Genomic DNA, 21068 nt, shown 5'->3' on the forward strand with positions numbered 1-21068 from the left:
AGATCCGACAACCGCTTCTTGAGTAGGGTAGCTCACGACTGAACACAGAACGAGTGCTGATTGCGCCAATAACAGTATAAGAGGTGGAGAAAATTGCTCGCCAACATTGTGTATATCGCGTTCGCGCTTGTCCTCCTTTTCATTGGAGCAGAGGGGCTCGTCAGACGCAGTTCGTCACTGGCACTGCGAGCGGGTCTCAGTCGCCTGATGGTGGGTCTGACCATCGTTGCATTTGGCACCAGCTCGTCGGGAATGTGGTGGGCTCAAACTGCATCGGATCGACGGCATGCCCAAAACAAATTCAATCGCGTCTCGGTAGTGTCTCAAGGTAGTCTTGACATAGGAGCTTGACGCTTTCTAGGCATCGCTGGTTCGGCACGGCCAGATAACGCCATCTTGAATGCGGTCCGTTTAAGATGTCTTCTCCGGACACTTACCCCTGCCTTAGCCACACCCCGCCAAAAAATGACGCGATGCCTTACCGAGCTTTTTGGCGAACGGTTGACGGAGTGGTCCGGGATCAATGAAGTGGCGGCTTAATGTTGGCAAATGGTATTGCCTCGATTGGCAATTGGTACTGTTCTGAATTTGTCCTATGGACTCGGGAACTACCCACGGCTAGCTTCAGTAGCGTACGCCAATTTTAACGGAGCAAACCATGAAAGCACTTTTAAGCACTGTCATTTTGTTAACCCTTGCATCGAATGGTTGGGCGAGTGACCAGATCGAGCGAATGGCCGTAGACACTTTCCAGACGTTCGATGCCAGCGAACTCGACTGGCAAGCGGAAGCCATTTTACCGCCAGGCGCGGAAAGCGTATTGCTGGTCGGCGATCCCGGCAAGGCCGACGTTTTTATTGTGCTGCTGAAGTTCCCCCCGAATTATCCTATTCCCGCTCACACCCACCCCTTTACCGAAGTCCTCACGGTACTGAAGGGCGATATAGAACACGGCCTCGGGAAGACTCTGAATAAGGAGAGGAGCGAAACCTTGCAGGCGGGAGACAGCTTTGTGTTGCCCGCAGATCATGCTCATTACTTGTGGACGAACGACGAGGAAACCATTGTCCAGTTAATTGCAACCGGCCCCTGGGACATTACCTACACCGACCCGGCGGACGATCCCAGAAACAAGTCGGAACTTACGGACTAATCACAGCAGGAATGAGTGATTAGGGGTCGGGTGTTGGCCAACCCACCGATTCGATAATCCTATTTGTTCTATAGATAGAACTTTATTGTATATAGCCACACGGAAGGGTTATTGTGATCGGGACATAGCGAGGCACAGCCTTACAAAGCCAAACCCGACAGGAGATCCACCATGAGTTTGAGACTCGGCGATACCTCGCCGAACTTCACCATCGACAGCACCGCCGGCCAGATCAATTTCCACGACTGGGTGGGGGATTCCTGGGTATTCTTCTTCAGCCACCCGGCCGACTTCACACCGGTCTGCACAACGGAAATGGGCCGTACCGCGCAGCTGGCGAACGAGTTCACAGCGCGCAATGTAAAGCCCCTGGGGCTTTCCACCGATAGCGTTGAAGAACACGTGAAGTGGATTGAAGACGTCAACGATACCCAAACCTGTGATCTGCAGTTCCCGATCCTTGCTGACGCCGATCACAAGGTGGCTGAGCTGTATGAAATGATCCATGCGGGGGAAAGCGAGACCGCAGCGGTACGCAGCGTGTTTATCATCGACCCGAACAAGAAAATCCGTCTGACCATGACCTACCCCATGGCTGTCGGCCGCAACTTCGACGAAATCCTCCGGGTGATCGACGCACTGCAGTGTGGGGATGCCAATAACTGCGCCCTGCCCGCTGACTGGCGCAAGGGTGACGCCGTCATCATTCCGCCCTCCATTTCCAATGAAGACGCCAGGGACCTGTTCCCGAACGGCTGGGAGGAAATCCGGCCTTACCTGCGCACCACCCGGCTCTGATCTGGTTGGCGGATGACAAAGGGGGCTTGCCAGTGGCCAGGTCCCCTTTTCCGGTTTGACCCGCGTCAATCCTGGAGTTATATGCTTATAACACCACTTGAAGCACCCGATAACCCAAGCGTATGTTAAATGGGAAAGAGTGTCGGGCTGTTCCGAGCAGAGGAGGAAATAACCATGAAACAGTTACTGATAGCGTTACTTGTTACGTTCAGCATCGGCTTTAACGCCCATGCCGAGGAGGCTCTTGCCCTGACGCCCCAGGAGACCTACGACTTGGTTCAGGAGCAGGGTGACCAGATGCTCTTTGTCGATGTCCGGGACCCCGTGGAGATCATGTTCATCGGCTACACCGACGAAATCGACAAGAATGTTCCGTTCAAGCTTGTTGACCGCGGTGAATTCCTTGCTGAGAAAGGCCGGTTTGCCATGAACACCAATCCGGATTTCGCGGCAGATGTGGAGAAGGCGCTGAAGGAAAAAGGCCTCGACAAGAACGCACTGGTGGTGACCATGTGCCGTTCCGGCTCCACACGGGGCAAACCGAGCGCCGAGTACCTGATGGAGCGGGGTTTCACCAACGTAAAATACATTGATAACGGCTTTCAGGGCGGTGGTGCCAAAGAAGGCGAAAAGAAAGGCATGAGAATTGTCAGCGGCTGGCAGAACAGCGGGTTGCCCTGGTCGATGGACCTGAACCCGGAAAAGATCTATCGCCCGTGATCTAATCCTCGATACAGACCTCTCGCTGCTTTACTGCGCGGGCGGTCTTGCCAATCAGCACGGCTATGAGAGCCGTCAATAACGCCAGCTTCAGAAACCGTGTCACCTGGGTCAGAAAGAAACAGGAAATGCCCAGGCACTTACCCTGGCATTTCCCCAGGGCAGAATCAGAATGTGAAGGTACGCATCTCCTCATTCAGCATCTGGCCTGCCATCTCTGGCGGCATGGCAACACCCACGCCATCGATCAGGTCATCCTTACTGTAGTCGCTGTTGGGCAAGTACAGCGCACAGACTTTGGCCTCGCCACCCTTCTTGAGCAGGCCGCGAAGCATCTGGCCCGGCGTGACATCCTTGGGCTTGAGCGCCGGCGCTTCGTAGGATTTCAGCGCCAGGTCGCCGGCCTTGTCACAAAGCAGCACGTTTACCTTGGCACCCTGCTCGGCCATGGTATTGGACAGCACCATCGCCATCCCCTGGGTTTGCAGGGAATCGCTGGAGAGGATCACCAGCACCTCCTCAATGGCACCCTTGTGATTGTCAGCGTGGACGCTGAAAGGCGCAACCGCAATCAATGCGGCAGCAGCCAGGGCTTTGAATGATTTGATCATGGGCAAAACTCCTTCTTGGGTTGATCGGTAGACTGCATAGACTAAATTACGCGGTCACCGGTACCACTTCAGTGACAAAGTCACTTTCATTCCCAGGCTGCACCCTCCAGCGCATCGAGAGGGATCTTCAGGTACCGTTTGCCATTAGCCTCGGGCTCCGGCAGCCGGCCGCCCCGGGTGTTCACCTGGAGCGCATGCAGAATCAGCTTGGGCATCGGCAATTCACTGTCCCGTTTATTGCGAAGGTCCACGTACTGTTCTTCAGTAATGTTGGCCAGATGCTTGTTGGCCCGCTTCTGCTCAGCCACTGTGCTCTCCCACTGGGGCTCCCGGCCGCCGGGCATGTAGTCATGGCCGGTGAACAAACGGGTGTCGTCCGGCAGCGCCAGGATCTCCTGGATAGAATCCCACAGTTGATGGGCGCTGCCTCCGGGAAAATCAGCACGAGCCGTTCCGAAGTCCGGCTGGAAAATGGTGTCATGGACGAACGCCGCATCGCCGATGACATAGGTGACTGATGCCAGGGTGTGGCCCGGGGAAAACATCACGCGTCCCTGCAGATTTCCAATCCGCAGCTCATCACCGGCGCGAAACAGATGGTCCCACTGGGAACCGTCGGCGGGGAACTCCGGCCAGTTGTAGATGCCTTTCCACAGCTCCTGGACACCGGTGACATAGCCGCCAATCGCCGTCGGCGCACCGGTCTGTTCTTTCAGATACTGGGCGGCGGAGAAGTGGTCGGCGTGGGGATGGGTATCAAGAATCCACTGCACTTCAAAACCCTGCTCACGAATATAGCTGAGCAGTTCATCCGCATGATGGGTCGCGGTTGCACCGGACTTCTCGTCGTAATCCAGTACCGGGTCAATGATGACGCACTGTTTTGTATCAGGGTCGCTGACTACATACTGGACGCTGAAGGTACGGGGTTCAAAGAAGCCCGCCACATCAGGCGTACCCGTCTGTCTCGCTGGCGAAAGCTGGAAGGTATTCATAAGCGCGTCCTCCTAAATTTTTGAAAACGCATAAAATATATTTACAGTTATGAGGTTATAGCCATTGGTTCTTACTGTCCAATTGAGCGAAAGGATCCGGGCCATTCATAAAAGCTATACGGATGCTGTCTATGCGGGAAAACGACAATCGAGGAATTCCGTCCGGGGAGACATCGCAGGAGAAGTCCACGATCAATTACTCTATTTCGTGGATGGGCAGGGGGAAGCAGAACCTCTAAACCATTTACTGCCCGTCCGAGCATGTGCCGGGTACTTAGCAGGAGACCAAAAGCGAGGCAGATGCTGACAATTGAGTCTGCGCTTTTTCAATGATGCCTTTGGCCCTTCCCCGGCTTTTCATCGTTGGTTCCGGTCAGATATCGTTAATATCGATATTAACGGGCTTGCGGGACGTACTTGGAGCGGTAGTGGTAAAGTCAATATAGCTCTCAGAAAGCTTCTCGGCTTTCTGGTTGATGGTGCGTACGATCTGAAAGAAGGAAGCGCTTTTGCCCTCCACCCAACTCTGGATACCGTCTACACGAAGGAAGGGCCGTTTACCTTCAACGGTTTTAAGCCTGTTGAATGTGCTGGTGGACAGGTCACGCTGCATGGCTTCAACAACGGAGATCAGCGAATCGATCTCTCGAAAAACAGTTTGGGTTTTCATAATAAATCCTCGGCGTTTAATTTAAACATCAGTCTATAATCCAAAAATGGTAAAAGATTGTTGTTTAATTTAGACCTCAGACCATACTAATAACCCATTAAAGCAATTAAAATTAGGCTATTCACACTAATCAATAAACTCGTTTATTAAACTTTTTGAATATCAGACCGGCATGCTGCCTGATTTGTCAGGTTTTATAATGTTCGAGTTTGGCCTGCAATTGCTCGACCACGGTTCTCACATTCTCAGCCGCTTCGTTGGTAGACGCGGCATTTTTATCGCTCATGCCCGCCATCTGCCGGATCTCCTCGAGTCGCCTGTTGATATCCTCGGACACCTGGCTCTGCTGTTCTGCAGCACTGGCCATTTCAATGTTGGTGTCGCGGATAGCGCGAACACCCGAGCGTAACTGCTCAATGGCCGCTCCGGTCTCCGTGATCGTGCCATTGGCCTCCTCCGCAAGCCGGCTGCCATCAATGATCACCTCAACCACACTCTCGACACCTTCCTGCAGGTACTGGATCTGATCCTGGATCTCCTTGACGGAATCCTGGGTCCGGCTTGCGAGGTTACGCACCTCTTCTGACACCACCGCAAAGCCACGGCCATGTTCGCCGGCTCTGGCGGCTTCGATGGCGGCGTTCAAAGCGAGAAGGTTGGTCTGTCCGGAAATATTCTCGATAACTGAAAGAATGCTGCCAATGTTTTCCGAGGCATTCTTAAGTGATGCGCTGGAACTCGCTGAGCGCTCGCCATTTTCAAGCTGTTTGGCGATGGTCCGGGTGGTTTCCTCAATCAGGGCCTGCCCGTTTTCTGCGAAATGATCCGCTTCCTTGGCCAGGTTTTCTGCCCTGGCGGCACTTTCAGCGACTGCATGGGCGGTCGCGCTCATTTCATTCATCGCGGTCGCCACCTGTTCCGTTTGCTGATTCTGACGGACCATGACCGATTCGGATTCCGAGGCGATTGCTTTGAGATTTCCGGATGCACCCAGCAGGCTTTGGGTTGAGCCTTTGGTGTCCACAATCGTCGTTTGCAGCCGCTCTATCAGCTTATCAAAGCCCCTGGCCATCTGACCCAACTCGTTGGCTGCGGTGGGATTGAAGCGGGCGGTAAGGTCGCCCTCCCCCTCAGCGATGTCGTTGATAGCATCGTTCATTTTCTGTAACGGTCGGGCGATAACCAGCTGCACCAGTACCCCGAGGCACACGATAATAACCAGGCCGCCAATGGCGATCATCAATATCGCGCGGGTGGTCTGTGCCCAGACCATACCGGACACCTCGTCCGTCGCGTAGCCGGTAACCACCTTGTATCCCCACGGCGCAAAAGCCGTTTGCTCAAGCTGCCAATCGTCCGGGGTGGTTTCCAGAATCTCGTTAATCCTGGCGGTCTCGATCACATCCGAATGCATTCGCACCTTGCTCTTATCGTCCACCAGCCCTACGAATCCTTTGTCCAGAAGGCGGGCTGAAGCAATGGTGCTGCTCAACTCCGTCAGATCCGCGGAATAGCCCACATACCAGATACCGACTGTTTCGCCGGCCCTGTTGAGCATGGGGGTGTAGGCGGTCAGGTAGGGATTGCCAAGAATTTCCACCTGGCCAAAATAGGCCTGGCCGCGCTGGATGGCCTGCCCGGCCGCGCCGTTGAGGTTCAGCGTGGTACCGGTAGCCCGGGACCCGTCCTGTTTCTTCACGTTGGTGGAAACGCGGACATAATCCTGGCCATCCCTCACGAAAAGCGTGGCGGTTCCACCCATCATCGCGGTGACACCATCCACCAGGCCGTAGTTGTTGTTGACCAGTGTGTCGCCGAGAAAGAGTGCCGGGGTTTCCTTACCGGCAACCGACTGGTATCCCTCGATTCGCGGTGCCCCCAGCTGCTGGCCTCTGGCCGTCAACAGGGACAGGGAGCTTTCCACGCGCTTGGCCATGAGGTCGTCGGTAACCGACAGGATTCTGAGGACATCGGCTCTCAGCTCGTTACTCTGCTCCAGCACGTCGGTCTTGATGGCGTTCCGGGTCTCCCATGCAATGAAGCCGCTTGCGACAGCCATGATCAGAACGATCAGTGCTGAGACGGTCGTAATAAAAAGATTTCGAATCGTCACATTGACTCCCGGGAAGCCTGGTTATTGGGTGGCGGTTTTAAAGATCTGGGGCTGGCCTCATTCATTAACTACGGATGCTTATAAAGTTATCGGCAAAGATGCCTGCAACTGAAGCAGTTGGGAGAAATAAACTTGCGCCCAGAGCAGGACCAAAGATCGTCTTTGCCGTTGCGGGGCGGGGATAAGCGTGGGGGTAATCAGTTCCGGGATATTGCACGCAGCCTGGCAGGCATCGGCGGCGCCATTGCTGAGCCTAGGTGGGCTGCAAGCCACTCGACAGCCAGGGCTCATGGCGTTGAATCTGCCGGCTTTTAGGCTCCCTGGCGGCACACATGGCCTGATCAGCATTACGGATCAGTTCATCGACACTCCTGCCGGCGTCGGGGAAAACGGTCAGGCCGATGCTGGGAAGAATGGGCAGCGCCTGGCAACCAGCGTCAAATGGCTGTTCGAGAGCGGCCAGAAGTGCCTTGGCGGCCTCCCCTGCACCATCCCTGCCAGCTCCCTTGAGGATCAGGGAGAATTCCTCTTTGCCGACACGGGCCACGGTATCCATAGCCCGGACCTTGGTGCTTATTCGTTCGACCACTTGCGCCAGAAGCCGATCAACGCCCTGATTGCCGAGCTGGTCACGGAACCGGCTGAAGCAATCGACGCCGATGAACAGCAGCGCAAATGAGCTGCCCTCTCGCTCTGCCTCCAACAGGGTCTGCTCCAGCCGGTCAATAAACAGTCGCCGATTGGGCAGGCCGGTGAGAGCATCAAAATTGGCGCTTCTCCAGACCTGATAGTCAGTCTGCTTGCGCTCAGTGGCGTCCCGCGACGTTTTGACGACAGCTTCAACTTCGTTGTGACCATTAAAAACCGGGATAAACTGGCAGTCAAAATCAAAGGGGACGTTGTGATGAAACGCCCTGTGTTGAGCCTGACCGGTGGTAACCGTTGTGGTGATCGCCCCGACCAGCTCGGTAGCCAGATCGAGAACCAGCTCAAGTGGCGTTTTAACAGCAGCGTCCCGCTGCGGCATATTGACCAGATCGGCTATCGCTGCATCAATCACCATGTGCCGGCCACCCCGATCGACTATGGCGGGTGGATCCGAGAAAGCCTTCAGCATTGTTTCGATCAGGTCTGTTTCCCGGTCTTTGCGGACTGAAAAAGCAGATAGCGAATTGGCAATCAAGTGATCGATGGTCTCGTTGAACTCCACCAGCTCATCAATGTCTTTTGCCGTGAAGCCACGCCGCTCCTCACCCCAGGCTTTGGTAACCCGAGACCGCAGGGACCTGAGTTCCTGTATCACCTGAAGCATGGACGGGCCCTGGCCAAATTGATCCATACAGGTGCCGTCACTGCCCGGGAAGGCAGCGAGACCCTGGGAGATCGACTCCAGCATCAGGCGGGCATGCCCCCTCGGGGCTATTTCCAGGGATATCTCTTCCCAGTTTTCGAGCAGCTGTTCCGTTTCCGCCTCGATAAATTGGGCCAGCTTCATGGCCAGATGCCTCCTCCACGAGAGTTTTAGCTGACAATGTGGTTCCCAGGCCATCAGTTCGGGTCCACGTATTTGCATCAGCAGGTACCTGCTGTTGGCACGCTATCAGAGACAGCCGACTGCAGTATGTGCGGTAACAGACTGACGGAGACTTTCTATGGGGGCACGGGGAGAAACGCCAACTAGGTTCAGGCGATTCCAAGGAGCAGTAAATCGCAGAACTGCCAACCTACCTCGAATTTTTCATTCTTACGGGGCAGTGAAACGTTGCTCAAAAACTTCTTGGGATTCTGGCTTTCCAAATAAAAAACCCTGAAAAGATTCACACCCCACCGACACCAACAACGCCTGCTGCTCCTGCTCTTCCACCCCTTCGGCAATTACATCGATACCCAGCGTCGCAGCCAGCGCAATGATAGTAACGATTATCGCTTTATCATCGTGATCGACCAGCACGTCTCTTACAAAACACCGGTCAATTTTCAACTGTTTTATCGGCAAACGCTTGAGGTAAGTAAGAGAAGAATATCCCGTGCCAAAATCGTCCAATGAGAAGGTAATACCAAGCTTCCTCAACTCAAGCATTTTTAACGAGACTGACTCAATGTCCCTCGCCAAAGTACTTTCAGTAATTTCTAGCTTAAGGAGCTCTGGATTTGCACCTGAGCTTGAGAGAATGCTGGCAATTCTGGCTGTAAAATCTGCCTCTTCAAACTGTCTGGCACTGATATTAACGGCCAAAGTGAGTTTTCGTGCAAACTCACATCCTGACCAAGCCACCAGCTGTGTGCAAGCCATGGCGAACACCTGATAGCCCATCGGTACTATCAGGCCAGACGACTCCGCGACTCCAATAAAAGCGGCAGGTGCCAATAAACCTCTTTCAGGGTGATTCCAGCGTATCAGCACCTCTGCCCCGATCAGACCGCCTTGGGCGTCAACCTGAGCCTGGTAAAAAGGTTCCAGTTGATTATTCTCCAGCGCAATTCGCAGCTCATTCTCTGTTTGATGCATGGAAATCAGATCAGACTGCATGACTGGGTCAAAAAAAAGAAACTGGTCCTTGCCCGCTGACTTGGCACTGTACATTGCCATGTCAGCCTGACGCATTAATTCACTTGCGGTTATGGAAGTGCCTGAAAACAAAACAATACCAAGACTGCAACTTACATTCTGCTGAAATTCCAGATTTCCGAAAGGGTGAGCCAACCTGTCCAGAATGCGTTTGGCAACGGTCTCGGTATTACGTGCAGCCGTTATCCTCTCGACCGCCAAATCCGCCAGGATCACGACAAACTCATCCCCACCCAAACGCGCAACCGTATCGTTTTCATACACGGAATTTTTTAACGTCAGGCTGGTTCTCACCAGCAATTGATCACCCATGCCGTGCCCGAGAACGTCATTAATGACTTTAAAGTTATCTATGTCCAGAAATAACAATGCAGACTGCTTTCCGGAGCGCTCTGTGCTGGCCATACAATGCTCAAGCCGATCTTCGAGCAACCGTCGATTGGCCAACCCGGTTAGAGAGTCCGAGAAAGCCAACTGCTCGATGCGCTTTTCATTGGATCTTCTGACTGTCACATCCCGCATCACGCCAATATAGAGCGGTGCATCATCCTTCATGGTTTCGGTAACAGAAAGCTCTAACGGAAAGACAGACCCGTCTCTGCGTTTGCCGGATAACTCACGGCTTTTGCCAATGATCCCGCTTTGGCCAGTTTTCTGGTAACTCCAAAGGTATCGATCGTGATGCGCCGCATACTCGTTTGGCATCAGGCAGGAGACATTGCAGCCTTCAAGCTCGCCCACCGTATATTGGAACATGACTTCCGCAGCACGGTTGAACGATAGAATACGCCCCGCTTCATCAATCGTTATCACGCCATCGTGCATGGTCTCGATGATGGAATGGAACAGATTGTTCTTTTCATGCAGAAGCCGGTTGATGTGCCGCTGCTCGGTGATATCCGTCTGGAGTGCCAAATACCCCTGAAGCTGGCCGTATTCATCCTGCAACGGCGAACAGACTATGTGTACCCAATAGGCATAACCTGATTTGTGGTAATTAAGGATATCCGCCTGGAAGTCTTTATTCGCCTTTAAGCGCTCACGGATGTGCTGGACAGTGTCAGGATCAGTTTTTTCACCCTGCAGCAAATCACCGGGCTTAAAGCCTTTGAACTCATCCAGCGTGTAGCCGGATATCCGCGTAAAGCCTTCGTTGATCCAATCAACATAACCGTTTTTATCCGTTGTTATGACGCCATTTATGGTCTGGCTGGCGATTTTGGATAATCTCTCTATCTCGCGTCGTTGCCTCTTAACCGTTTCTCGGTTTTCGCTGTCCTGGGTGACATCCATAACAGTCGAAATGACAAAGCGGCGGCTCTCAGAAAGCACTACCTGCATCGACGTTGTGAAAAGACTGACAGTGGTGCCATCTTTGTGAACACCTTGCCACTGAAAAGATTCTTGCTCACTGTCGGTCGTAACTTCCCTCAACTTTTCATCGGCATCTGTACGAGTTTCAGGGGTCGTTAATATGGTTATCGACTGTTTTAATAGCTGCTCGCGGCGATAACCGAAAATCCGGCAAAACGCATTGTTCACCATCAAGAGACTGCCGTTATTTCCAGTCACAAAGATGCCCATGACCGCGCTCTGATAAACCGCACGTAAAAACGTCAATTCATCACTGACCACGTCAGGTAGACTTTGATCCATTTGACTGGTTACCTCGAAGCGCAATTCTGATTTTGACTGATGCACATATGCTCTGGGCCGCTTATAAAAAGCTCGACAAATGCGGTTCTGGCGCCGGATTGCCCGCTTCGTCGATTTATAAAAATATTAGAACCGGAAATTATACGCTCCCAGCCTGAAATCAGTTCATTTGGGTGTCGAGCGCAGACTAGCCCAAGCTTCATTAGCCTCTTTGTTTCTCCAGAATTTCTCGGGTAGCAGGTTCCGACGAATGCGGAATCCAACAGGTATCACTTTATCAAACATACCTACTTGAACCTCACCACAAGCTCATGCAGCTCCCCTGCAATCTTCTCTATTTTCTGCACGCTCAATGTGGACTGTTCTCCTTTGGCCAGGTTGTCCGAACCCAGCACCGAAATCTGCTCAACCTGTTCATTGATCTGGTCAGAGACCTGAGCCTGCTCCTCAACGGCAGCTGCCATTTGAGTTGCCATCTCCGCGATATCACCTACAGATTCCGTAATCTGAGCAAGCGTCTGCTCCGCTTCGAGCATTCGTTCCAGCCCCTCATCAGCGGCTTTTTTGCCATCGTCAGCGACTGTCACCGAAGCCGATGAGCTGGCCATCAGCGTGTCAATAATACCGTGAATTTCCTTCGTGGAGTCTTGAGTGCGCTTTGCCAGACTCCGCACTTCGTCTGCAACCACCGCGAAACCTCTACCATGCTCTCCAGCCCTTGCTGCCTCGATAGCCGCATTTAACGCAAGCAGGTTGGTTTGGTCGGCGATGTCTTCAATAATCTTTGCGGCACCTGCAATTTTGCCACTCTCGCTTGCAAGCTCACCCACCGACTTACTGATGTTGTGCACTGTCGCCTTTAGGTTCTGGATAGATTCTCGTGTGGCAGCAACAACCGAAGCCCCCTTATCCGCGAACTCCCTGGCCCCCTCAGCCTTTTGGGCGGTTTGCTGGACATTGGCCGAGACCTCTCCGATAGTCTGGGACATTTCATGTACCGCCGCCGCTACCTGCTCTGTCTCTGCCTGCTGTTTACGAAGGGTTTCCTGGGCTTCGTGGGTAATTTCAAGCCCCTCCATAGCTCCGGTTTTGACGCTTCCGGCTGAATCTTCGATTCGAGTAAGCACCGCATCCAGGTGGGCTTGCTGGGCAAGAACAGCTACCTTGATGCGTCCCAGTTGCACGTCGTCATCCGTGTAGCTCCGGGCCGCCAGATCATCAGTGAATGTCTTTGCCATCAGTGCAGTTACCGAATGAATCAGCTGCCGTTTCGCCAACTGCATCCACAAGGCATAAACAATTACCCCGACAGAAAGCACAAGCTCGGAAGCCATGGCTTGCTTGAAGTAAAAAAGAACACCCGAAACAATGAAAATCCCGATTAGAAACAGAGTGCTTGGCGCAACCCGCCTCCACCAGGGCGTTCCGGTTTTCCCCCTGCGAATTTTGGAGTAAAGCTTCTCTGCACGCTCCACATCCGCACGGTCAGGGCATGATCTGACGGATTCGTAGCCTACAACATCACCGTTCGATGTGACTGGGGTGACATAAGCGCTAACCCAGTAAAAATCCCCGTTTTTACAGCGATTCTTGACCAGCCCCATCCACGGGCGCTTCGCTTTCAAATGGGACCACATATTATCGTAGGCTTCCGTAGGCATATCCGGGTGGCGGACAATGTTATGTGGCTGGCCCTTGAGCTCATCTATGGAAAACCCGCTGATCTCAACAAACGCCTCATTGCAATGAAGAATCCTGCCCTTCAGGTCCGTGGCCGATATGAGCTTTTGACTCTCCGGGAACACTCTCTCTTTATCGGTGACCGGTAAATTTTGACGCATGTTGCGAGCTCCCTAAACTTGCTTTGCAATAACACTATTTGCCTTGTGCAAGTATCGGCCCGGGTACGCGAATCTCCAGCATTTTTTTTGTAACAATAGGAAACTGTGCCGCCGCCTTACTAAACAGCCCGATTGACCAGCCTGCAATTTCGTCTGAATCTCATAAGCGGTGCGGGATGGGAGCATAGATGCCATGTTATTCCGGCGAACCTGACGCGTCCGTTTCTAAAGTTTTTGCTTGCGCGCCACTCACACAGCCGCATCCGGCTCCGGGCTCACAGAATCGGGCAGCGGTCCTCAAAACCGGGCCCAGAGTAAGAACCAGAGCCCCTGCAGCGGTTTCCTCCCCGCTTTGGTTGACTCAGCCCGAAACCCTTGCGAATCTGAGACAAAAAGCGTTCAATCTCCGATTCATTGCTGTAGGACTCCAATAATAAATGGGCGCTTTGACAGAAGCCTTTCGACTTATTATCACGTTGGACCCGGATTTATTTGAAATTCTCTGGCTGTCCATTCGTGTCAGCCTGATCGCACTGATCATCTCTGCAGTCATCAGCTTGCCCCTGGGGACATGGCTGGCGATCACCAGGTTTCCGGGGCGGAAATTCTGCATCCTGTTGCTGAATGCCCTGATGGGTATACCCCCCGTGGTCGTGGGATTGCTGGTGTATCTGCTGCTGTCACGGTCCGGTCCGCTGGGCTGGCTGGGCCTGTTGTACACGCCTTCCGCCATGATCATCGCGCAGGTGGTGCTGATTACCCCGATTATCGCGGCCCTGTCGAATCAGGTGATTGAAAATCTCCATCAGGAGTACAGCGATACGTTTTACTCGCTGGGTGTCACAGGGCGCCGTGCGGTGGTTGCCTACCTGGTGGATGCGCGCTATGCGCTGACCACCTGCATTCTGGCCGGCTTTGGCCGGGCCATCGCCGAGGTAGGCGCGGTCATTATCGTCGGCGGCAATATTGACCATCTCACCCGTGTCATGACCACCGCCATCGCGCTGGAAACCTCGAAGGGCAACCTGACCCTGGCCCTGAGTCTGGGCACCATACTGCTGGCGTTGTCGCTGCTGGTCAATTCACTGGTGATAGGCGTCCGTGAATACGCTGCGAAGCGCCAATATGCCTAGTTCACTCCTGCCTATACGTATCAGCGATCTGCGGCTGATCAAAGGCGATCGCACCGTGCTGGCGGGTGTGAACCTGATGATCGATAAGCCCGGTATCACCGTGATTATGGGCCCTAACGGCGCGGGGAAAACCCTGCTGCTTCGCTGTTTGCACGGGCTGATCAAACCGGATCAGGGGCAGATTACACTTGGCCAACTTAGGGTGGCTGGCAGTCGGGATCAGCAGGCCATGGTCTTCCAGCAACCGGTATTGCTACGCCGGACGGCCCTGCAGAACCTGGCCTTTGCGGCCCCCGAGATTGCCAAGTCCGAGCCACAACGATTGATTCAGGCGCTTGAGTCCGTTCACCTGGCTGATCGTGCCCACCAACCGGCCCGCATGCTGTCAGGTGGGGAACAGCAGCGACTGTCCCTGGCACGGGCCCTGTTGAGTGAGCCTGCGCTGTTGTTATTGGATGAGGCGACAGCGAGCCTGGACCCTGCATCGGTTCTGGTGATTGAATCCCTGGTCAAAGCTCAAAGTGCCCAGGGCACCAAGGTTATTCTGGTCAGTCACGATCAGGGTCAGGCTCGACGTCTGGCGGATGATATCGTATTTATGTCTGATGGGCGGGTAGCCGAGCAGAGCCCGGCGGATCAGTTTTTTATCGCGCCCCAGACGCCGGTGGCTAAAGCGTATTTAGCCGGTGAAATCCTGTTTTAGAGGCCAGCCCATGAAACGCCTTGTTATCTTTCTAGCGTTAGCTTTCAGTGCTCACACCGGGGCAGATACCATCATCGCCCAGTCCACCACCTCAACCCAGAACAGTGGCCTGTATGACTATCTGTTGCCGATGGTGAAAGAAGATACCGGTGTGCAGGTCAACGTCGTTGCCGTGGGTACGGGACAGGCCATCAAGAACGCCATGCGCTGTGATGGCGATGTGCTCCTGGTTCACGCCAGGCCCGCCGAGGAAAAGTTTGTCGCTGACGGCTATGGCGAGTACCGCCGCGACCTGATGTATAACGACTTTGTCATCATTGGCCCGAAGGCCGATCCGGCGAGGGTGGCAGGAGCCGGGGACGTCAGGGAAGCACTGCAGCGAATCCAGCAGGCCGGCGCCAAATTTGCCTCACGGGGTGATGATTCGGGGACCCACAAGAAAGAACGCTCATTGTGGCAGGCGGCCGCTATCGACCCTGACTCCGGGTCCGGCCAGTGGTACCTTGAAACCGGCAGCGGTATGGGCGCAACCCTCAATACCGGAGTAAGCCTCGGCGCCTACGTGTTGACCGACAGGGCCACCTGGATCGCATTTGCCAACAAACAGGACGCAGTCATAGCATTCGAGGGGGATGAGAACTTGTTCAACCAGTACGGGGTGATTCCCGTCAGTGCGGACAGGTGCCCCAACGTGAATCGTGAGGCGGCAGAGACCTTTACCCAGTGGTTGCTATCCGAGACCGGCCAGGCCGCCATTGGTGCCTACCAGGTTGAAGGTGAACCACTGTTTTTTCCGAATGCCAACTAGGCTACCCGTTCTGAAATTCCTTTATTCTCCAGACAGGTTCTAACAACAATCATGATCGCACCCCTGCTACCCAACCCGACCGACCCCCGGTTATCCCGCACTGTTGAGGGCGTTGATGAAAACGGTCAATCCAAGTCGATCAGCGTGATCGAAGAACGCCCACTGACCATTTACCTGAACAGCCAGGAGATCGTCACGGCCATGACCATAGGCGATCACCCGGAATATCTGGCACTCGGCTTTCTCCTGAATCAGGGCATGTTGCGTGACACCGACAGGGTCACCGGGATTGATTTCGACGAAGAGCTGGAAGTCGCCGTGGTGCGCACCGCCGGCGTCACTGATGTGGAAGACAAGCTGGAAAAGAAAACACGTACCTCCGGATGCGCCGTGGGGACGGTGTTTGGTGACATGATGGCCGGGCTCGACGGACTGCAGTTGCCGGATACACCGGTACACACCAGTACTTTCTATGACCTTTCTTACCAGATTAACCACACCCCCAGCCTGTACATGGAAACCGGCGCCATTCATGGTACGGCTCTGTGTCAGGGCCTCGAGGTGCTGGCCTATATGGAAGATGTCGGGCGCCATAACGCGGTCGACAAGATCGCAGGCTGGATGCACCTAAATGATATCCCGGCGGCCGATAAAGTCCTTTACACCACTGGCCGTCTGACTTCCGAAATGGTGATCAAGACGGCCCTGATGGGCATTCCGACGCTGATCAGCCGGTCGGGGTTTACGGCCTGGGGCGTCGATATTGCGCAGCAGGTAGGGTTGACGCTGATCGGGCGGATGCGGGGCAAGAAATTCACCTGCCTCAGCGGGCAGCACCGCCTGGTGTTCGATCAGGACCTGTCGCAGGTTCCGGATGACGACAAGAAAATGCGGCGCAAGGGCGCCCAGCATGATTGACGGAGACAGAGCATGACCGAGTGCGCAGTCATTCTGGCCGGTGGCCAGGCAAACCGGATGGGCGGTGGTGACAAAGGCCGGCTGATGCTGGGCGATCGATCATTGATCCATCGTGTCATTGATCGAATCACGCCGCAGGTCGACGCTGTGGTGTTGAATGCCAACGGAGACCCTGATCGCTTTGATGACCTGGGCCTGCCCGTGGTGGCCGACTCTGTCGCCGATTTTCCCGGCCCCCTGGCCGGCGTTCTGGCAGGCATGGACTGGGCCGCCGAGCAAGGCTATGACTGGCTGATCAGTGTCGCCGCCGATACCCCGTCCTTCCCGCGGGACCTGGCGCAACGATTGGCCGAGTTTGATACCCCGGTGGTATTGGCGGCCACGCCGGATCCCGAACGTGGCCGACTGCCCCAGCCAACCTTCGGCCGCTGGCAGGTCGCATTGCGGCACGATTTGCGAGCCGCCCTGAATGACGGCGTGCGCAAGATACGTCAATGGACTCAGGCCCAGGGCGAGTCGCTGGTGGTGTTTGGTCCGGACGACTTTTTCAACATCAATACGCCGGAAGATCTGGCCTGGGCAGAGGAGCACCTGAAGTGAACGTTATCGGCATTGTGGGCTGGAAGAACTGCGGAAAAACCACGCTTGCCAGCGCGCTGATCCGTGAGCTGTCCAGCCGGGGTTTTACCGTCAACTCCATCAAACACGCCCATCATGGTGTGGATGTGGACCAGGCCGGTACCGATAGCTACCGACACCGTGAAGCCGGTGCCGGGGAAGTGCTTCTGGCCGGTGGCCAGCGGTTCGCCATCATGCACGAACTGCGCGGCGCCGAAGAGCCAACACTGGATGAGTTGCTGGCCCGCCTGGGCCCCAGCGACTGGGTTGTGGTAGAGGGGTTCAAAACACATTCACATCCCAAGATTGAAGTGCATAGACAGGCTTGCCCGCAGGCACCCCTGTACCGTCACGACGCCAGCATTATTGCTGTGGCGGCAGATTATACTGCGGATTTTGCAGGCCCCGGCTTTGATCTGAACGACGCACCCGGTTTGGCTGACTTTATTTTAAGCAGAGGAGCATCATGAGCGCACTTCGTAATGACTGTTTTGCCCTGCCCCCCGGAGTGAACTGGACGCCGGTGGAAGAGGCCCTGGAGCGGTTACGCTCACGTTTGCATCCGGTGGTGGGCGTGGACCGTGCTGTCCCGCTGTCACAGGTAAATGGCCGGATATTGGCCAACGACGTGTTTGCGCCTCGCGCTCATCCCCCCAGCAATAATTCCGCGGTCGACGGCTATGCGCTTGCCGGCCCCGTAACCCGGGTTCCCTGTGTCATACCCCTGGTTGATGGCCGGAGTGCCGCCGGGGAGCCTTATACCGGCCAGGTACCGGAAGGCCATGCCATCCGGATTCTCACCGGGGCGGTCATACCGGCCGGCACTGATACCGTGGTGCTGGAAGAGGACTGCGAAGTTACAGACCAGCAGCTGCATCTGAACGGCACACTGAAAGCAGGCGCCAACGCGCGCAAGGCCGGCGAGGACATCAAGGCACAGGACCGGATTCTCACGGCAGCAACCCGCCTGACGCCTACCCAGATTTCAGTTCTTGCCAGCGTCGGCATCGAGTCGGTCGACGTCTATCAGCGGCTCCGCGTCGGAGTCCTGTCCACCGGTGACGAAGTGAAGCCTGTCGGCGCAAAGGTCACCGACTGGCAAATCTATGATGCCAACCGCCCGATGCTGAGCGCTTTGGTCACGCAGCTTGGCTATGAGCTGGTGGACCTGGGCCATGCGCTCGACCGGGCCGAAGATGTGAAGGAAGCGTTGGAGCGTGGCGCCGAACAATGTGACCTGATTCTGACCAGTGGCGGGGTGTCTGCAGGGGATGAGGATCATGTGTCGAAAACCCTGAAAGCCCATGGCGACATCAGCAACTGGCGTATCGCCATCAAACCCGGCCGGCCGTTAGCGCTGGCCATGTTCCAGGGTACGCCAGTGGTAGGTCTGCCGGGCAATCCGGTGGCTGCCTGGGTCTGCGCGCTGCGCTTTGGGGCACCAGCAATGGCGCTGCTGGCAGGGGGAGAATGGTTCGAACCCCAGGGCTATGTCATGCCCGCCAGCTTTTCCAAGAACAAGAAACCGGGACGCAGCGAGATGTTGCGCGCGCGGGTCCGGGATGGAAAGGTTGAAGCCTTCGGCTCAGAAGGCTCAGGCCGGGTCACTGGCCTGGCCTGGTCTGAAGGCATGGTAGAACTGGACGAAAGCGCCCAGCAGATAGAACCGGGGACGCCCGTAAGGTTCATCCCCTACTCCAGCTTCGGGCTCTGATTGTAGCGGCTTCAGATCCCGATCATTCGTAACCGCCATGCACCGCAAAGGCCTCGAGCGAGGCATCCTGCGGGGCCCGGGAACGGTAGGTTTCCTCAACGCCCAGTTCGGTCAGTGTGCGGCTGACCATCAGCAGGGTGTTCTCCTCGAAGTCCTCACACATCCTGCGCATCTGGTCGATTTCTTCGCTGGCAACCGGATAGGCTTTTTCAAGATCCGGTGCGCCGTAATGGTCAACAAAGGTTTGTGCCAGGGTCTGACGCAACTGCTCCAGCTCGGGCTCGGTAATCTGGCAGACGCCAACGAAACTGGCCCGGCCCCCCGATTCAATACTGTACCAGCCGTTGGTGAAGGCCTGACGGGCCTTGCCTTTCAGATCTTCCTCAGTCCAGTTGGAGAACTCAAACCCGCCCGAAATGGCCCATTCGCCACTTGGCGCTGGCAGGTCATACACATTTTCGTCGGATACATCGAGTCGCAGGGTTCTGGCCAGTTTCATGTGTGCTCCGCAAATTCAATCAGACTTACCGTTTCGGTCATGACATCCTGGCGCAACAACATCCGGCCTTTTTCATCCAGCCCGACAAAGAGTCCGGGCCTGGGATGGTTGATCTCTTTACCCAGGTCGTCACAGCGTGGCCGCCACTCTTTATGTACCCGCTCGAACCCGCTTTCCATGAAATAGGTCAGCCAGAGCAGGGTATGTTTCGCCCAGCTTTCCAGTAGCGCCATGGGTTGAACGTCACCGCACCCTTCTTCCAGCAGACAGGTTTCATCGGGGTTTTTGCCAGGTTCGTCATGCACCGGAATAAAGGGCACTTCGATACCGATGACCAGCCAGGTCGGATGCGCCCGGGGGTCTGACACATCCGCCGCATAGCGAACGCTACCGCAGAGCGCACCATTGACCTTGATGCGATTGGGCCATTGAAAAAACACGGGCACTTCTGGTGGCGCCAGGGCACCCAGGCTTTCAGCCAGTCCTATCTGGGCTACATAGACCGCCTGAATTGCCTCTTCCAGAGGCGTTTCCGGCGCCAGCACCAGGGCTGCGCGCAACACGTCGCCAGCCTCGGAGTAAAAAACCGTACCTGAATCGACTCCGGCGATGGCCTGGCTCACAGCCTTGTCAAAAGGATCCGTTTGCCTGGCCACCACTTCGCCGGTGAGTAGTGGCGGAAACTGGGGTGACTCAATCATTGAATGGCCCGGGCGTAGACGTCAGAGGCGACAAGTTCATCGGCGATGCGCTGGAAAGCCTTCGACTGAGGGCTGTCAGGCTTCGAGACAACGATCGGGACGCCGCCGTCTGAACCGATACGAATATCCAGATCCAGTGGGATCTCGCCCAAGAAGGGCGCCCCAAGCTTTTCTGCCTCCTTCCTGGCGCCACCGGATCCAAAAGGATGGTGTTGTTTACCACACCCATCACAGATGAAAGAGGCCATGTTTTCAATCAGACCAAACAGCGGTACTTCCATCCGATTGAACATGTCGATGCCCTTACGGGCGTCCATCAGCGCAACGTCCTGTGGAGTCGAGACCACAACGGCGCCTGCGACAAAGAATTTCTGGCTTAGGGTCATCTGGACGTCACCGGTGCCCGGGGGCAGATCTACCAGCAGCACGTCCAGCCTGCCCCAGTCCACCTGATTCATCATCTGTTCCAGAGCGCCCATCAGCATGGGGCCGCGCCAGATGATGGCTTCGTCATCGGGGGTCATCAGGCCCAGGGACATCAGGGTCACGCCATGATTGCGCAGTGGCAGGATAGTACTGCCGTCCGGGCTGGACGGCCGGCCGGAAACCCCCATCATCCGGGGCTGGCTAGGGCCGTAAACATCGGCGTCCAGCAGTCCCACTTTGAGGCCCTTGGAAGCCAATGCGACGGCCAGATTGGACGCCACGGTAGACTTCCCAACGCCGCCTTTGCCAGACGCAATGGCGATGATGCGATCGATCCCCTTCGGATTTTTGTCCTGTGGCCGGGGCGCATCGGTACCAATCAGGTTGGGTTTTCCAACCTCAGTATATTGAACCATGTTGTG

At 55.3% G+C, this 21068-nt stretch carries 21 protein-coding genes; 11 read left to right on the plus strand and 10 right to left on the minus strand.

Annotated features, from left to right (window positions below; genetic code table 11):
* Window positions 1-108 precede the first annotated feature (108 nt).
* The 4 genes from DIT71_RS18505 to DIT71_RS03705 all read left to right on the plus strand — a co-directional run bounded on the left by DIT71_RS18505 (window position 109) and on the right by DIT71_RS03705 (window position 2671).
* On the plus strand, window positions 109-351 hold the full coding sequence (locus tag DIT71_RS18505) for a hypothetical protein (RefSeq protein WP_341872737.1): 243 nt from the start codon (window positions 109-111) through the stop codon (window positions 349-351).
* A gap of 307 nt (window positions 352-658) precedes the next feature.
* Window positions 659-1153, plus strand: a complete 495-nt coding sequence (locus DIT71_RS03695) for a cupin domain-containing protein (protein WP_114611866.1) — start codon at window positions 659-661, stop codon at window positions 1151-1153.
* 171 nt (window positions 1154-1324) lie between these two features.
* Window positions 1325-1951, plus strand: coding sequence for a peroxiredoxin (locus DIT71_RS03700; RefSeq protein WP_114611867.1), 627 nt, complete (start codon window positions 1325-1327; stop codon window positions 1949-1951).
* Between the two features lie 174 nt (window positions 1952-2125).
* Window positions 2126-2671 (plus strand): rhodanese-like domain-containing protein, encoded by a 546-nt coding sequence (locus DIT71_RS03705; protein WP_114611868.1) that lies wholly within the window; start codon window positions 2126-2128, stop codon window positions 2669-2671.
* Window positions 2672-2838: 167 nt separating this feature from the next.
* On the opposite strand, the gene DIT71_RS03710 is transcribed toward DIT71_RS03705, so the two are convergent.
* From DIT71_RS03710 to DIT71_RS03740, 7 genes are all read right to left on the minus strand, one after another.
* Window positions 2839-3282, minus strand: coding sequence for a hypothetical protein (locus DIT71_RS03710; RefSeq protein ID WP_114611869.1), 444 nt, complete (start codon window positions 3280-3282; stop codon window positions 2839-2841).
* Window positions 3283-3368: 86 nt separating this feature from the next.
* On the minus strand, window positions 3369-4277 hold the full coding sequence (locus DIT71_RS03715) for an MBL fold metallo-hydrolase (protein ID WP_114611870.1): 909 nt from the start codon (window positions 4275-4277) through the stop codon (window positions 3369-3371).
* Between the two features lie 373 nt (window positions 4278-4650).
* Window positions 4651-4947, minus strand: coding sequence for a hypothetical protein (locus tag DIT71_RS03720; RefSeq protein WP_114611871.1), 297 nt, complete (start codon window positions 4945-4947; stop codon window positions 4651-4653).
* Window positions 4948-5134: 187 nt separating this feature from the next.
* Window positions 5135-7060 (minus strand): methyl-accepting chemotaxis protein, encoded by a 1926-nt coding sequence (locus DIT71_RS03725; RefSeq protein ID WP_114611872.1) that lies wholly within the window; start codon window positions 7058-7060, stop codon window positions 5135-5137.
* Between the two features lie 253 nt (window positions 7061-7313).
* Window positions 7314-8555 carry a sensor domain-containing diguanylate cyclase gene (locus DIT71_RS03730; RefSeq protein WP_158538947.1) on the minus strand — a complete coding sequence of 414 codons (1242 nt, stop codon included), beginning with the start codon at window positions 8553-8555 and terminating at the stop codon, window positions 7314-7316.
* A 249-nt stretch (window positions 8556-8804) separates the two neighbouring features.
* Complete coding sequence (locus tag DIT71_RS03735) at window positions 8805-11285, minus strand: sensor domain-containing protein (RefSeq protein WP_114611874.1); 2481 nt, start codon at window positions 11283-11285, stop codon at window positions 8805-8807.
* A 287-nt stretch (window positions 11286-11572) separates the two neighbouring features.
* Window positions 11573-13126 carry a methyl-accepting chemotaxis protein gene (locus DIT71_RS03740; protein ID WP_114611875.1) on the minus strand — a complete coding sequence of 518 codons (1554 nt, stop codon included), beginning with the start codon at window positions 13124-13126 and terminating at the stop codon, window positions 11573-11575.
* A gap of 437 nt (window positions 13127-13563) precedes the next feature.
* Between DIT71_RS03740 and DIT71_RS03745 the strand changes: the two genes are divergently transcribed.
* From DIT71_RS03745 to DIT71_RS03775, 7 genes are read left to right on the plus strand one after another with little or no spacing between them, the layout of a single operon-like run.
* The gene (locus tag DIT71_RS03745) at window positions 13564-14259 is read left to right on the plus strand and encodes an ABC transporter permease (protein ID WP_114611876.1); all 696 of its coding nucleotides are present in this window, start codon (window positions 13564-13566) and stop codon (window positions 14257-14259) included.
* Entirely contained in the window at window positions 14252-14962 is a 711-nt protein-coding gene (locus tag DIT71_RS03750) for an ATP-binding cassette domain-containing protein (RefSeq protein WP_114611877.1), read from the plus strand. The genes DIT71_RS03745 and DIT71_RS03750 overlap by 8 nt, the downstream gene beginning before the upstream one ends.
* Window positions 14963-14972: 10 nt before the next feature.
* On the plus strand, window positions 14973-15770 hold the full coding sequence (locus tag DIT71_RS03755; RefSeq protein ID WP_114611878.1) for a substrate-binding domain-containing protein: 798 nt from the start codon (window positions 14973-14975) through the stop codon (window positions 15768-15770).
* Between the two features lie 51 nt (window positions 15771-15821).
* Entirely contained in the window at window positions 15822-16688 is an 867-nt protein-coding gene (locus tag DIT71_RS03760) for a formate dehydrogenase accessory sulfurtransferase FdhD (RefSeq protein ID WP_227537937.1), read from the plus strand.
* 12 nt (window positions 16689-16700) lie between these two features.
* Entirely contained in the window at window positions 16701-17288 is a 588-nt protein-coding gene (mobA, locus tag DIT71_RS03765) for a molybdenum cofactor guanylyltransferase MobA (RefSeq protein WP_114611880.1), read from the plus strand.
* Complete coding sequence (gene mobB / locus DIT71_RS03770; protein WP_114611881.1) at window positions 17285-17776, plus strand: molybdopterin-guanine dinucleotide biosynthesis protein B; 492 nt, start codon at window positions 17285-17287, stop codon at window positions 17774-17776. The genes mobA and mobB overlap by 4 nt, the downstream gene beginning before the upstream one ends.
* Window positions 17773-19020 (plus strand): molybdopterin-binding protein, encoded by a 1248-nt coding sequence (locus DIT71_RS03775; protein ID WP_114611882.1) that lies wholly within the window; start codon window positions 17773-17775, stop codon window positions 19018-19020. The genes mobB and DIT71_RS03775 overlap by 4 nt, the downstream gene beginning before the upstream one ends.
* A gap of 22 nt (window positions 19021-19042) precedes the next feature.
* Here DIT71_RS03775 and DIT71_RS03780 read toward each other — a convergent pair whose 3' ends face one another.
* From DIT71_RS03780 to DIT71_RS03790, 3 genes are read right to left on the minus strand one after another with little or no spacing between them, the layout of a single operon-like run.
* A complete protein-coding gene (locus DIT71_RS03780; protein WP_114611883.1) occupies window positions 19043-19519 on the minus strand; it encodes a DUF6505 family protein in 477 nt (158 codons plus the stop codon).
* Complete coding sequence (locus tag DIT71_RS03785) at window positions 19516-20220, minus strand: biotin/lipoate--protein ligase family protein (RefSeq protein ID WP_114611884.1); 705 nt, start codon at window positions 20218-20220, stop codon at window positions 19516-19518. The genes DIT71_RS03780 and DIT71_RS03785 overlap by 4 nt, the downstream gene beginning before the upstream one ends.
* Window positions 20217-21062, minus strand: a complete 846-nt coding sequence (locus DIT71_RS03790; RefSeq protein ID WP_114611885.1) for an Mrp/NBP35 family ATP-binding protein — start codon at window positions 21060-21062, stop codon at window positions 20217-20219. The genes DIT71_RS03785 and DIT71_RS03790 overlap by 4 nt, the downstream gene beginning before the upstream one ends.
* Window positions 21063-21068: the final 6 nt, after the last annotated feature.

Source organism: Marinobacter vulgaris, from assembly GCF_003344045.1.
Lineage (GTDB): Bacteria > Pseudomonadota > Gammaproteobacteria > Pseudomonadales > Oleiphilaceae > Marinobacter > Marinobacter vulgaris.

What these genes read in the sequence shown, in the direction of transcription:
- DIT71_RS03705 (WP_114611868.1), top strand. Translation starts at nt 2,126, where the DNA reads ATGAAACAGTTACTGATAGCGTTACTTGTTACGTTCAGCATCGGCTTT.
- DIT71_RS03785 (WP_114611884.1), bottom strand. Translation starts at nt 20,220, where the DNA reads ATGATTGAGTCACCCCAGTTTCCGCCACTACTCACCGGCGAAGTGGTG.
- DIT71_RS03780 (WP_114611883.1), bottom strand. Translation starts at nt 19,519, where the DNA reads ATGAAACTGGCCAGAACCCTGCGACTCGATGTATCCGACGAAAATGTG.
- DIT71_RS03745 (WP_114611876.1), top strand. Translation starts at nt 13,564, where the DNA reads ATGGGCGCTTTGACAGAAGCCTTTCGACTTATTATCACGTTGGACCCG.
- DIT71_RS03750 (WP_114611877.1), top strand. Translation starts at nt 14,252, where the DNA reads ATGCCTAGTTCACTCCTGCCTATACGTATCAGCGATCTGCGGCTGATC.
- DIT71_RS03730 (WP_158538947.1), bottom strand. Translation starts at nt 8,555, where the DNA reads ATGAAGCTGGCCCAATTTATCGAGGCGGAAACGGAACAGCTGCTCGAA.
- DIT71_RS03760 (WP_227537937.1), top strand. Translation starts at nt 15,822, where the DNA reads ATGATCGCACCCCTGCTACCCAACCCGACCGACCCCCGGTTATCCCGC.
- DIT71_RS03700 (WP_114611867.1), top strand. Translation starts at nt 1,325, where the DNA reads ATGAGTTTGAGACTCGGCGATACCTCGCCGAACTTCACCATCGACAGC.
- DIT71_RS03715 (WP_114611870.1), bottom strand. Translation starts at nt 4,277, where the DNA reads ATGAATACCTTCCAGCTTTCGCCAGCGAGACAGACGGGTACGCCTGAT.
- DIT71_RS03695 (WP_114611866.1), top strand. Translation starts at nt 659, where the DNA reads ATGAAAGCACTTTTAAGCACTGTCATTTTGTTAACCCTTGCATCGAAT.
- DIT71_RS03710 (WP_114611869.1), bottom strand. Translation starts at nt 3,282, where the DNA reads ATGATCAAATCATTCAAAGCCCTGGCTGCTGCCGCATTGATTGCGGTT.
- mobA (WP_114611880.1), top strand. Translation starts at nt 16,701, where the DNA reads ATGACCGAGTGCGCAGTCATTCTGGCCGGTGGCCAGGCAAACCGGATG.
- DIT71_RS03775 (WP_114611882.1), top strand. Translation starts at nt 17,773, where the DNA reads ATGAGCGCACTTCGTAATGACTGTTTTGCCCTGCCCCCCGGAGTGAAC.
- DIT71_RS03790 (WP_114611885.1), bottom strand. Translation starts at nt 21,062, where the DNA reads ATGGTTCAATATACTGAGGTTGGAAAACCCAACCTGATTGGTACCGAT.
- DIT71_RS03735 (WP_114611874.1), bottom strand. Translation starts at nt 11,285, where the DNA reads ATGGATCAAAGTCTACCTGACGTGGTCAGTGATGAATTGACGTTTTTA.
- DIT71_RS03720 (WP_114611871.1), bottom strand. Translation starts at nt 4,947, where the DNA reads ATGAAAACCCAAACTGTTTTTCGAGAGATCGATTCGCTGATCTCCGTT.
- DIT71_RS03755 (WP_114611878.1), top strand. Translation starts at nt 14,973, where the DNA reads ATGAAACGCCTTGTTATCTTTCTAGCGTTAGCTTTCAGTGCTCACACC.
- DIT71_RS03740 (WP_114611875.1), bottom strand. Translation starts at nt 13,126, where the DNA reads ATGCGTCAAAATTTACCGGTCACCGATAAAGAGAGAGTGTTCCCGGAG.